Below are 12,796 nucleotides of genomic sequence, written 5' to 3' on the forward strand. Positions count from 1 at the left end.
GCGTGCTTAAGGCTAAGAAGAGGAAATTCGCAAAACCTTAGATTATAGGCGGCCATGCCCTTTTGGCTTGTGCAAGCGCGCATGCGCCTGAAAAGACAAAGGGCGCTTTTTGCGCCCTTTGTCTGCCGTGCACGACCTGTTAATCGAGCTGAGAGCCCTGATAGTGCTTGACCTGGCCCTGGGTGTTGGCCATCCACTGCGGCAGCAGCGAGCCAAAGACCATACCGATGAGCGCGCCTATTAAGCCCGCCAGTTGCTGCGGGAAAGCATCGGCCCAACCGGGCACAGCCCAGAAAATCAGCCACGTACCAATGCCCAGCACCACGGCGGCCAAAGCGCCTTGCGTGGTAGCGCGCTTCCAGTACAGGCCAAATACCAAAGGCACAAACGCGCCAACCAATGGCACCTGGTAAGCACCCGAGACCATTTCATAGATGGAGCTGTCTTGCATGGTAATGGCATAGACCAGCACACACACAGTGAAGCCCACCACCGCCAGCCGCATGGCCTTGAGCGTGGCCGCATCCGACATGCCGGGTTTGATGTTGCGCAGAATGTTTTCGACAAACGCGGTCGAAGGCGCCAGCATGGTGGCCGATGCGGTGGACATGATGGCCGACAGCAGCGCGCCAAAGAAGGCAATTTGCACAGCCAAAGGCATGTGCTCCATCACAAGGCGGGGCAAGATTTTCTGCGGATCATCGCCCATCAGGGCTTCAGAGGCCTCCGGCATGATCAGCACAGCCGCCGTCACCACAAACATCGGAATAAAGGCAAATGCGATGTACAGCGCCCCGCCAATGATGGGGCCCAGACACGCCACCTTCTCGTTTTTGGACGACATTACGCGCTGGAACACGTCCTGCTGCGGAATCGAGCCCAGCATCATGGTGATGGCAGCGGCAAAAAAGAAGAGCCAGGTTTTGCCATCCGCGTTCTGAGGCAGGAACTGCATCTTGCCTTCGGTCACGGCGTAGCCAATCACTTTGTCAGAGCCACCAGCCAAATCTGCGGCAAACCAGGCAATCACAATCAGGCCACCACAAATGACCACCATTTGCACCAGATCGGTCATGGCCACCGACCACATGCCCCCGAACAGGGTGTAGATCATCACAATCAGGGTGCCCAAAATCATGCCCGAGGTAACAGACATCGCGCCATCGGTCAGCATGTTGAACACCAGCCCCAGCGCAGCCACCTGCGCAGCCACCCAGCCCAGATAGCTGAAGATGATGATGATGGAGCACAGCACCTCCACCGTCTTGCCGTAGCGCAGGCGGTAGTAGTCGCCAATGGTGATGAGGTTCTTCTTGTAGAGCTTGTAGGCAAAGAACAGGCCCACCAGGATCAGGCAAAAGCCAGCGCCAAAGGGGTCTTCCACCACACCGCCCAGGCCTTCTTTGACAAATTCTGCCGACACGCCCAGCACCAGCTCGGAGCCAAACCAGGTCGCAAACGTGGTGGCTACCACCACATACAGCGGCAGATTGCGCCCTGCGACAGCGTAGTCCGCCGTGTTGTGCACGCGGCGTGCTGCATAAAGGCCAATGCCGATCGAGACCAGAAGGTACACGGCGATAAAGGTCATCAGCATGTGCGCTGCTCCCCTGTCAAAGAAATAAATGGGTTGTAAGAAAATTCGAGGCGCGATTATGGGCATTTGTGATGCCCCCACACGGAAAAAACCTGTGCTGTGTTCTACAAGCGACAAAAAAAGAAGAGCGCCTGACGCTTTGTTCTTCAGAACCTCAAAGTCAAAAGACATTGAAAGTTTTAAAGAACAAGCGCAAGGCGCTCCTCTTTTATTTCAACTTAGTACCTGCTTACGCAGCAAGCACTGTATTGGGCCAGCTTTAGAAAATCCGGATTCGCGTAAGGACTTGCATGGCCAGCATGCCCAGTACAAACCCGAGTCCCCCGTAAATCAGCCCTTGCAGCAAACGATTGGTACGCCGCTGTTCACGTAGCAACTCCTGTACCAATTGCTGATCGCTGCCATTTTTTTGCTGCAGATAGCCATAGACCAGCCGAGGCAGTTCAGGAATCAGCTTGGCGTAACGCGGGGCTTCGGCCTGCAGCTCGCGCCAAAAGCGCTGTGGCCCCATTTGCTCGAGCATCCACTTTTCCAGAAACGGCTTGGCGGTGCTCCACAGATCAAGGTTCGGATCGAGCTGGCGACCCAGACCCTCGATGTTGAGCAAGGTCTTTTGCAACAGCACCAGCTGTGGCTGTATCTCCACCTGAAAGCGGCGTGAAGTCTGGAACAGGCGCATCAGCACCATACCCAGAGAGATTTCAGCCAGCGGGCGGTCAAAATACGGCTCGCACACCGCACGAATCGCCGCTTCCAGCTCCTCCACCCGCGTGGTGGCTGGCACCCATCCGCTTTCGATGTGCAAGGCAGCTACGCGCTTGTAATCGCGGCGAAAGAACGCCAGGAAGTTTTGCGCCAGGTACTCTTTATCGAACTCGGTGAGCGTGCCCACAATGCCAAAGTCCAGCGAGATATAGCGCCCAAACGTGGCTGCATCCAGGCTCACCATGATGTTGCCGGGGTGCATGTCCGCGTGGAAAAACCCATCACGAAACACCTGCGTGAAAAACAGGGTCACGCCATCGCGTGCCAGCTTCGGGATGTCGACTCCCGCTTCGCGCAGTCGATCCACCTGGCTGATGGGCACGCCTTTCATGCGCTCCATCACCATCACTTCAGCGTGGCAGTAATCCCAGAAGATTTCTGGAATCAGCACCAGATTCAGCCCGTCCATATTGCGGCGCAGCTGCGCAGCATTGGAGGCTTCGCGGATCAGGTCGAGCTCATCGTGCAAGTAGTTGTCAAACTCAGCCACCACCTGCAAAGGCTTCAAGCGCTTGCCCTCGTTGGAGAGCTTTTCCACCCAGCCCGCCATCATGTACATCAGGGCGACGTCTTTGTCGATCACCTTTTTCATGCCCGGGCGCAGCACTTTGACGGCAACCTCACGCTCCTGACCATCGCGGTCACGCACGGTGGCAAAGTGCACCTGGGCAATAGAGGCGCTGGCCACGGGTGTGCGCTCAAAGCTGACAAAGATCTGGTCCAGCGGTTTGCGGAAATTGCGCTCAATGGTTTCGATGGCAATTTGCGAATCAAACGGGGGGACTCGGTCTTGAAGCTTGGCCAGCTCCTGGGCCACATCCGGTGGCATCAAGTCACTGCGCGTGGACAGCACCTGCCCAAACTTCACAAAAATCGGCCCCAGTTGCTCCAGTGCTTCTCGCAGGCGCTCGCCGCGTGGAGCCTCCAGCTTGCGGCCAATCGTCAGTACACGGCGCAGCGTGTTCAGCGACGGATGCTTGAAGCCCGAGAGCACCAGCTCATCCAGACCATAGCGCAGCACCACCCAGACGATGGTCAAACCTCGGAAAAATCGGCTCATTGCGGCAGGCGATCTGCGTCGCTGGCGGGTTTGCCATCGGCCTGGGTCATGCGGCCACCCACAAACTGGCGCACCGCAGCGGCCACCGTGCGACCGATATTGGCCAGGGTATGCGCTGGCACATCACCCATGATGCGGGCCATGTCTTCTTCGACATCCCACTGCACGTTGTCCACCAGCCAGTTGATATCAGCGGCCAGCTGCACATCACCTTCGATGCGCAGGGAAGGCTTGTCACCACGCAACGCCACCTGCGCCAGGGCCAGCGGGTTGCTGTCCATGATCTCCAGTTGCAGATCCGGTGTTGCGCCTTCAGCAGCCACATTCAGCAGGCCTGCAGGGGTGACCACCAGTGCCATATTGAAATTGCGCCACTGCACACGGGCCACACGCCCTTTTTGGCGCACCAGCCGCTCCATGGCTTCGCGCTCCTGCATCAACACATGGTTAAGAAACAGCACGGCGCGCTGCTGGGTTTCGTGGACGAGCCAGCTTGGTGGCTGCACGACTTGCACCGCGCGTTCCACTAAACCGTTCAGGAATGAAAAAGGGGACTGTGTTGCCATAGTCCCCTGATTATTCCTGAAGTGGAGCGTTTTTTAGCCTAAGGCTTGTAAACCCGCAACCAACCAGCCGCTGGAGTTGTTTTTAGGCTTGGCCATATTCCATACTTCACGGAAGGGGCTAGGGCCCGAAGAGACATCTTCGCGGATCAAACCCGAGAACTCCACGCTGGCCATGTAAGAGCCGCCAACGTCTTCAATACCCAGCAGTTGCGCGTCAATCATGACGACATCGGTCTGATTGGGCTCGCCACTGCTCTGGCTTTCGCGCTCTTCCAGCTGGCTTTGAATTTCAGCCAGCATGTCATCCGTCATCATGGAGCGCAGGGTGCTGATGTCGCTCTTGTCCCATGCAGCCTGCAGGGTCACAAAGTTGCGCTTGGCAGCATCCAAAAAGCCGTTGGCATCAAAGTCTGCAGGCACATCCCAGGTTGACGCAGCAGCGGCAACGCCCGAACCGATCATCGAGCCTTGCGCGCCAGGAATCTGCTCCCAAGGGCGGGCTGACGCATCATTGCCCACGTTCTGGGGCTTGTACTGCGGTGGGGTTGCAATGGCCTCAGGTGCCACCGGGGCTCCTGCACCCTGAAAAGCAAACGGCGATGGCGCGGCGTGCGATGCAGCAGGTTTCTTGTTAGCGCGGGCACGCAAGATGGCTCCGATCACCACCATGACGACCATGGCAAGCAAACCGAACATCAGCATGTTGGCAAACGCCTCACCCAAGCCCAGTGAGTTGGCCAGCCATGCCAGACCCAGACCTGCAGCCAAGCCACCCAGCATGGCGCCCCATGGCTTCTTGGGTGCTGCAGCAGCAGGTGCTGCAGGCTTGGCGGCTGCATTGTTTTGTTGCGCATTTTGCTGCTGCGCAGGACGTGCAGGCGGAGCGGCTGGAGGTGTGGCTTGGCGTTGCGTCACATTGCTGGACTGTTTGCCAAAGGATCCGCCACCGCCCATGCGCTTGGCTTCTGCCAGGGGATGGATGACGACCAACGCCGCCGCCAATGTCACTGCCCACACCTTCTTCATCGTTGTATCTCCGCTTAAGTTTGAAAGTAACCGCTGATCAGCCAAAACCGGCAAAAAAACTATGCATGGGGAAACGCTCCCTGTTTAGCACTTGATACCCATGTGCAGCGCGACGATGCCGGCTGACATGTTGTGATAGTCCACGTGGCCAAAGCCGGCCTCATGCATGAGGGCCTTGAGCTCTTCCTGGCCTGGATGCATGCGGATGGATTCAGCCAAATAACGGTAGCTGTCTGGATCACCCGCCACCATCGAACCCATCTTGGGAAGGATATTGAACGAATACCAGTCATACACTTTTTCCAGGGGCTTTGCGACCTTGGAGAACTCCAGCACCAGCAGCTTGCCGCCGGGCTTGAGTACGCGATTCATTTCTTTGAGCGCCACGTCCTTGTGCGTCATATTGCGCAGGCCAAACGCCACGCTGACCAGGTTGAAGTGGCCATCGGGGAAGGGCAGCTTTTCTGCATCGCACACCAACGTAGGCAACAAGATGCCCTTGTCGGTGAGGCGGTCGCGCCCCACACGCAGCATGGCTTCGTTGATGTCGGTGTGCACCACGGTGCCGCTTGCGCCCACCTTTTTGGAAAAGGCCATGGACAAGTCGCCGGTTCCGCCCGCAATGTCCAGCACCTTATCGCCCTCTTTGAGGTTGGCCACCATCAAGGTGTAGGCCTTCCAGGCGCGGTGCAAACCACCCGACATCAGGTCGTTCATGACGTCGTACTTGGACGCCACCGAGTCAAACACGCCGCGCACGCGGCTGGCTTTTTCTTTCTCGTCGACCGTCTGGAATCCAAAGTGTGTGCTGCTCATAAGCTTCAAATGTAAGCAGGACGCTGCGCTGAGACCAGCGACAACCCCGTATGGTCACAGGGCATACAGTGCCTGCAGTCAAAAGTCTGTACTGCCAAAGGTGCTCTAAAAGCCTGCCTTTACAGCTACGGTAAATATAGCATCGCACCAGGAAAAAAGGCGAAAACCCGAGGATTTCACCTGTGACTGCGATGCATCACATGCATTGTTTGCCAGCGGCGCCAACACCGCACTGACAAGCTATGCGGCAAAAACCTTGCACTTAGCTGGCGCAGCCGCAGGAGCCGCTGCCGCAGCCACCACCACTGCTAGCGGCGCTGGATTCCGGCGCGGGGGCACTGCTGCCACACCCGCCACCCGTACCGCAGCTTGAGCCGGCCTTTTGCGGCATGGGCGCGTCACGATCGACACCGGCAGCTTGCAGGCGCGCCTCGTACTCTTTCCACAGCGCATCCTGCTTTTCGCCCAGCTCGTACAAATAGTGCCAGGTGAACAAGCCGCTTTCATGGCCATCGCTAAAGAAAGGCTTGATGGCGTAGTTGCCCACTTGCTCAATGTTGTCGATGCCGACGTGGCGCTTGCCGGTCTGCAGCACTTCCTGGCCCGGGCCGTGGCCTTGTACTTCGGCCGAGGGCGAGTACACGCGCATCAGCTCAAAAGGCAGGCGAAAGGTCTTGCCGTCGGAGTAACCGACCTCCAGCATGCGCGAGGCTGCATGCACGGTCAGCGATTGGGGAAGAGGCATGTCTGCCATGGAGTGCCACCTATCTAAAAAATAGCTACTTACGCTTATAAACAGGCGTTTTCAGCATTAAACATATCTGAAACGCGCGTGTAGTCAGCGCAAGCAGCTCATCTATTCATTAAGCCCACGGTGCCAGCGCCTGAGCAATGGCGGCATCGCAGGCTGCGAGTTCTTGCAGCAATTGTGCTTGTCTGTCCAAAGCACGCGCACGCAAGGGGCTTGCCCAGACGGGGGCTGGAAAATGGCTGTCCCATTCATAGCGCGCAATCACGTGCCAGTGCAGGTGGGGCACCATGTTGCCCAGCGCTGCCAGGTTGATTTTGGTGGGCTGCAGCTGAGCGCGCAGCACGCGTTCTACCTCGGCCACCACCGCCATGCAGGTGAGGCGATCGGCTTGTGACAGATCAGAAAACTCGGCCACATGGGCTGCCCAGATCACGCGATAGAAAGCGGGAAAGCCATCTTCTTGCGCACGGATGACACGCAGCTGCGCGCCCTGCCAGACGGGCAGGCCACCCGCCTCGCGGCACAGCACACAGTCGGCCTGTACGCCGCTCACAGCAGCACCCGCTCAATGCCGCCCGCGTTGGCGCGCTGCACGTAATCGGGCATCCAGTTGTCGCCCAAGATCTGCTTGGCCATCTCCACGACGATGTAGTCGGCTTCCAGCAGGCCGTTTTGCAGGTCATTGCCGTAGCGGTTCAGGCCCTGCAAGCAGCTGGGGCAGCTGGTCAGAATTTTGACGTTGTCGCTGGCACCTACCGAGCCGTTGGCGCGCAGCTCGGCTTCACCCTTGAGCAGCTCGCCTTCCTTGCGGAAGCGAATTTGCGTGGAAATGTCCGGACGCGTCACGCCCAGCGTGCCCGATTCACCGCAGCAGCGGTCGCTCTTGATCACGCCCTCGCCCACTAGGGCCTTGACGGTCTTCATGGCATCTTGCTGCTTCATGGGGCTGTGGCAAGGCTCGTGGTACAGGAAGCCACCCTGGCCCGCAGGCAAAGTGACACCCTTTTCGAGCAGGAACTCGTGGATATCAATGATGCGGCAGCCGGGAAATATCTTGTCAAAGCTGTAACCCTGCAACTGGTCAAAACATGTGCCGCAGCTCACCACCACGGTCTTGATGTCCAGATAGTTCAGCGTATTGGCCACGCGGTGAAACAGCACGCGGTTGTCCGTGATCATCTTGTCGGCCACGTCCATCTGGCCCGAGCCGCGCTGGGGATAGCCGCAGCACAGGTAGCCCGGGGGCAATACGGTTTGCACGCCGGCGTGCCACAGCATGGCCTGTGTGGCCAGGCCCACCTGGCTGAACAGGCGCTCAGAGCCACAGCCGGGGAAATAAAACACGGCTTCCGTGTCCGCATGCGTGCTCTTGGGGTCACGGATGATGGGCACGTAGTCCTTGTCTTCAATGTCCAGCAAAGCACGCGCTGTCTTCTTGGGCAAACCGCCGGGCAGCTTCTTGTTCACAAAGTGAATCACCTGCTCCTTCAGTGGCGCCTTGCCTACAGAAGCCGGGGGGCGCTTCATCTGGGGCTTGGCCACGGCGTGCAGCAAGTCCGATGCCATGCGCTGCACCTTGAAGCCCACACCCACCATGCCCTTGCGCAGCAAGTTGATGGTGTCGGGGTTGGTGGCATTGAGCATGGCCATGGCCATCTTGTTGCCCGGATTGAAGCTTTTCTTGCCCATCTTGCGCAGCAGGTTGCGCATGTTCATGGTGACATCGCCAAAGTCGATCTTGACGGGGCAAGGCGTAAAGCACTTGTGGCAGACGGTGCAGTGGTCGGCCACGTCTTCAAACTCTTGCCAGTGCTTGATCGAGACACCACGGCGGGTTTGCTCTTCGTACAGGAAAGCTTCCACCAGCAGCGAGGTGGCCAAAATCTTGTTGCGCGGCGAATACAGCATGTTGGCGCCCGGAATGTGCGTGTTGCACACGGGTTTGCACTTGCCGCAGCGCAGGCAGTCTTTGACCGAATCGGCAATCGCGCCAATGTCGGACTGCTGCATGATCAGCGACTCGTGGCCCATCAGGCCAAAGCTGGGCGTGTAGGCGTTGGTCAAATCCGCGTACATCAGCGCCTCGCGCGGCGATTCGGCGGGCACAAGGCCGTTCTTTTCACGGATCAGCTTGCCACGGTTAAAGCGGCCTTGCGGGTCAACGCGCTGCTTGTAATCGGCAAACGGCTGCAGCTCTTCGTCGGTCAGAAACTCCAGCTTGGTAATACCAATGCCGTGCTCGCCCGAGATCACGCCATCCAGACCCCGCGCCAGCTGCATGATGCGCGCCACGGCTTCGTGGGCGGTCTGCAGCATTTCGTAGTCGTCAGAGTTGACGGGGATGTTGGTGTGCACATTGCCGTCACCGGCGTGCATGTGCAGCGCCACCCACACGCGGCCCTTGAGCACGCGCTGGTGAATGGCGACTGTCTCGGCCAGGATGGCATCAAACGCTTCGCCGCTGAAAATTTGCGCCAGAGGCTGGCGAATCTGTGTTTTCCAGCTGGCGCGCAAGCTGTGATCTTGCAGCTGCGGGAACAGTGTGGCCACATCGGCCAGCCAGCCGGCCCACAGGTCGCGCACGTCCTGCACCAGCTCAATGGCCTGGTGCACGCGGTCTTCCAGCAGCTCGGCGGCAGGAATCTCGCCCGCATCGTCTTGCTTGCCCAAAGGCAGGTTGCCCTTTTCAAAGAAGGCCAGCAGGGCGTCACAGAACTTGAGCTTGTTGCGCAGGCTCAGCTCAATGTTGATGCGCTCAATGCCGTCGGTGTACTCGGCCATGCGTGGCAAAGGAATCACCACGTCCTCATTGATCTTGAAGGCGTTGGTGTGGCGTGAAATGGCGGCTGTGCGCTTGCGGTCCAGCCAGAACTTCTTGCGCGCTTCCGCGCTGATGGCCACAAAGCCTTCACCATTGCGTGAGTTGGCAATGCGTACCACTTCGCTGGTCACGCGCGCCACTTCGTCGGCGTTGTCGCCCACGATGTCGCCAATCAGCACCATCTTGGGCAGCTTGCCATTGCCTTTTTTGGACTTGGTGGCGTAACCCACGGCCTTGAGGTAGCGGTCATCCAGATGCTCAAGGCCAGCCAGCAGCACGCCGCTGCGCTTTTGCTCCTCGAACATGTAATCTTTGATTTCCACGATCGAGGGCACGGCATCCTTGGCATTGCCAAAGAACTCCATGCACACCGTGCGGGTGTGCTCTGGCATGCGGTGCACGATCCAGCGCGCGCTGGTGATCAGGCCATCGGTGCCTTCTTTTTGCACACCGGGCAGACCCGACAGGAACTTGTCGGTCACATCCTTGCCCAGGCCCTCCTTGCGGAACTTGTGGCCCGCAATGTACAGGCGCTCGGTGCGCAGCGGTGTTTTGCCGTCGGCGGCAAAGTAGCGCAGCTCAAAGCTGGCCATCTCTGCGTCGTGAATCTTGCCCAGGTTGTGACCAATGCGCACCACCTCCAGCCACTCGGCATCGGGGGTGACCATGCGCCAGCTGGCCAGATTGTCCAAGGCCGTGCCCCACAGCACCGCCTTTTTGCCGCCTGCATTCATGGCAATGTTGCCGCCAATGCACGACGCCTCAATCGAGGTAGGGTCCACCGCAAACACATAACCGGCACGCTCGGCCGCATCGGCCACGCGCTGGGTGACCACGCCGGCTTCGGTCCACACCGTGGGTACGGGCTGGTCCAGGCCGGGCAGCATCACTTTTTCTACTTCGGTGATGGCTTCGAGCTTTTCGGTATTGATCACCACGGAACGCCAGGTCAGCGGAATCGCGCCCCCGGTGTAACCCGTTCCGCCCCCACGCGGAATGATGGTCAGCTCCAGCTCAATGCAGCCCTTGACCAGCAATGCCATCTCTTCTTCAGTGTCTGGCGTCAGCACCACAAACGGGTATTCCACGCGCCAGTCTGTCGCATCCGTCACATGACTGACACGCGAGAGGCCATCAAACTTGATGTTGTCTTTGTGGGTGAGCTTGCGCAGCGTCTTGCGCACACGGCTGCGCAGCAGGGCAGCCTCGACAAACATGCGGTCAAACTCTTTCACGGCACGGTTGGCCGCGGCAATCAGCTCGCACACCAAGGCATCGCGCTGGGCGTTGTCATCGGGCATGCGGCGCTTTTCCACATCGGCCATGCGGTGCTGCAGCGCCTCCACCAGCAGCTTGCGGCGGTCAGGGTTGTCCAGCAGGTCGTCTTGCAGATAAGGATTGCGCTGAACCACCCAGATATCGCCCAGCACTTCATACAGCATCCGGGCAGATCGACCCGTCTGGCGCTCTTGGCGCAATTGATTAAGCACACCCCAGGCGGATGTACCTAACAGGCGGATCACGATTTCTTTGTCGGAAAACGAGGTGTAGTTATAGGGGATCTCACGGAGACGGGCGGGTTCGGCAGCGTGGTTCACCAGTGCTGTCAGCGCAATCGGTGCATTCATGGATGTAGACCGGGTTGGGCGCTCAAGGCGCACCTTAAGTCATGGGGATCGCAATTCTATGTCAGCGCCCAAAGTCTGCTCAGAGCGCACCAAGAGACCCGCCCCGTGGATTGCCAAAACTGTTGCGCTATCAATTAGTGAGTTTTTCGCAACTACGCAAATCCCACAATTGCGCAACGAATTACTCAAAAAAGAAAGAAAAACGCAAATATCCTTATTCACAAAACCGAGTCCGCTCCTAGAATTCGAGCCACCGTTCTTACCCCATGCGCTGCTTCGGCGTTAAGAGGTACAAAGCACGGTACGGCAAGTCCTCTTTAGCCCTTTGGGCTCAATGACTGTCATAAAAGTGCCTCATTCCTTCTTAGGATGAGAGGCACAAGTTTCTACACGTAGAGGAGTTTCCCATGCAATTCAAGCAACTGGCCCTGTCTGCTGCCCTCGCGGCAACCACCCTGAGCGCAGCCAATGCCGCCACTGAAATCCAGTGGTGGCATTCGATGACTGCCGTGAACAACGAGTGGGTCGGCGATCTGGCCAAGCAGTTCAACGAAAGCCAAAGCGAATTCAAAGTGGTACCCACCTTCAAGGGTGTGTATGACGAAAGCATGACAGCTGCTATCGCTGCGTTCCGTTCGGGCAACGCGCCCCACATCCTGCAAGTGTTTGAAGTGGGCACCGCCACCATGATGGCCTCCAAGGGCGCGACCGTACCAGTGGGCAAGGTCATGACCGACGCTGGTGCCAAGTTCGATCCCGCAGCCTACATCCCCGCCGTGGCCGGTTACTACACCGCCCCCAACGGCCAGATGATGAGCTTCCCGTTCAACAGCTCCACCACCATCTTCTATTACAACAAGGACGCCTTCAAGAAGGCCGGCCTGAACCCCGACCAAGCGCCCAAGACATGGCCTGAAGTGTTCGCTGCTGCCAAGAAGCTCAAGGAATCTGGCCACAGCTGCCCCATGACGCTGGCATGGCAAGGCTGGACCCAGCTGGAGTCGTTCTCCACCTGGCACAACGTGGAATTCGCGACCCACCAAAACGGCCTGGGCAAGGAAGGCTACAAGGCACGCATGAAGGTCAACTCGCCTCTGCACGTCAAGCACATCGACAACCTGGCTGCTGCAGCCAAGGCCGGTGAATTTGTCTACAAGGGCCGTGCTTCTACTGCCCAGGCTTCGTTCACCGCCGGTGAATGCGCCATGATTCAGACATCGTCCGGCTTCTACGGTGACGTGGCCAAGAACGCCAAGTTTGCCTATGGCCTGGCACCTTTGCCTTACTACGACGACGTCAAGGGCGCACCACAAAACACCGTGATCGGCGGCGCTTCGCTGTGGGTCATGGCTGGCAAGAAGGCTGAAGAGTACAAGGGCGTAGCCAAGTTCTTCGAATTCCTGTCCAAGCCTGAAGTGCAAGCCGCTTCGCACCAGCGCACTGGCTACCTGCCTGTGACCATGGCTGCGTTCAAGCTGACAGAAGATGCGGGCTTCTACAAGAAGAACCCTGGCACCGATGTGGCTGTGAACCAGATGATCCGCAAGGTCACTGACAACTCGCGCGGTATCCGTCTGGGCAACTATGTACAGATCCGCACCATCGAGGACGAAGAACTCGAGCAAGTCTGGGCCGGCAAGAAGAACGGCAAAGACGCGCTGGACAGCATCGTCAAGCGTGGTGATGAGCTGCTGACACGCTTCGAACGCGCTAACAGCAAGTAATCCAAGTTGAAAATTACGGGGGAATTCCTAGTAATTCCCCTG

9 protein-coding genes are annotated in these 12,796 nt (G+C 58.3%); 1 reads left to right on the forward strand and 8 read right to left on the reverse strand.

The window, feature by feature from the left end:
- Positions 1–139 precede the first annotated feature (139 nt).
- From H9646_RS14540 to H9646_RS14575, 8 genes are all read right to left on the reverse strand, one after another.
- A complete protein-coding gene (locus H9646_RS14540) occupies positions 140–1,597 on the reverse strand; it encodes a sodium:solute symporter family protein (protein ID WP_191724105.1) in 1,458 nt (485 codons plus the stop codon).
- Positions 1,598–1,856: 259 nt separating this feature from the next.
- On the reverse strand, positions 1,857–3,422 hold the full coding sequence (gene ubiB / locus H9646_RS14545) for a ubiquinone biosynthesis regulatory protein kinase UbiB (protein ID WP_191724106.1): 1,566 nt from the start codon (positions 3,420–3,422) through the stop codon (positions 1,857–1,859).
- Positions 3,419–3,988: an SCP2 sterol-binding domain-containing protein gene (locus H9646_RS14550; protein WP_191724107.1), complete on the reverse strand. Its 570-nt coding sequence runs from the start codon at positions 3,986–3,988 to the stop codon at positions 3,419–3,421. The genes ubiB and H9646_RS14550 overlap by 4 nt, the downstream gene beginning before the upstream one ends.
- 33 nt (positions 3,989–4,021) lie before the next feature.
- Positions 4,022–5,014: a Tim44 domain-containing protein gene (locus H9646_RS14555; protein WP_191724108.1), complete on the reverse strand. Its 993-nt coding sequence runs from the start codon at positions 5,012–5,014 to the stop codon at positions 4,022–4,024.
- Between the two features lie 84 nt (positions 5,015–5,098).
- Complete coding sequence (gene ubiE, locus H9646_RS14560) at positions 5,099–5,830, reverse strand: bifunctional demethylmenaquinone methyltransferase/2-methoxy-6-polyprenyl-1,4-benzoquinol methylase UbiE (protein WP_191724109.1); 732 nt, start codon at positions 5,828–5,830, stop codon at positions 5,099–5,101.
- A 262-nt stretch (positions 5,831–6,092) separates the two neighbouring features.
- Complete coding sequence (locus tag H9646_RS14565) at positions 6,093–6,584, reverse strand: gamma-butyrobetaine hydroxylase-like domain-containing protein (protein WP_191724110.1); 492 nt, start codon at positions 6,582–6,584, stop codon at positions 6,093–6,095.
- A 109-nt stretch (positions 6,585–6,693) separates the two neighbouring features.
- Positions 6,694–7,134, reverse strand: a complete 441-nt coding sequence (locus H9646_RS14570; RefSeq protein WP_191724111.1) for an HIT family protein — start codon at positions 7,132–7,134, stop codon at positions 6,694–6,696.
- Entirely contained in the window at positions 7,131–11,030 is a 3,900-nt protein-coding gene (locus tag H9646_RS14575; RefSeq protein WP_191724112.1) for a DUF3683 domain-containing protein, read from the reverse strand. The genes H9646_RS14570 and H9646_RS14575 overlap by 4 nt, the downstream gene beginning before the upstream one ends.
- A gap of 407 nt (positions 11,031–11,437) precedes the next feature.
- Here H9646_RS14575 and ugpB point away from each other — a divergent pair, with 407 nt between their 5' ends.
- Positions 11,438–12,754: a sn-glycerol-3-phosphate ABC transporter substrate-binding protein UgpB gene (gene ugpB, locus H9646_RS14580; RefSeq protein ID WP_191724113.1), complete on the forward strand. Its 1,317-nt coding sequence runs from the start codon at positions 11,438–11,440 to the stop codon at positions 12,752–12,754.
- The last annotated feature ends 42 nt before the right edge of the window (positions 12,755–12,796 follow it).

This window comes from Comamonas avium (genome assembly GCF_014836675.1).
GTDB classification, from domain to species: domain Bacteria; phylum Pseudomonadota; class Gammaproteobacteria; order Burkholderiales; family Burkholderiaceae_C; genus Comamonas; species Comamonas avium.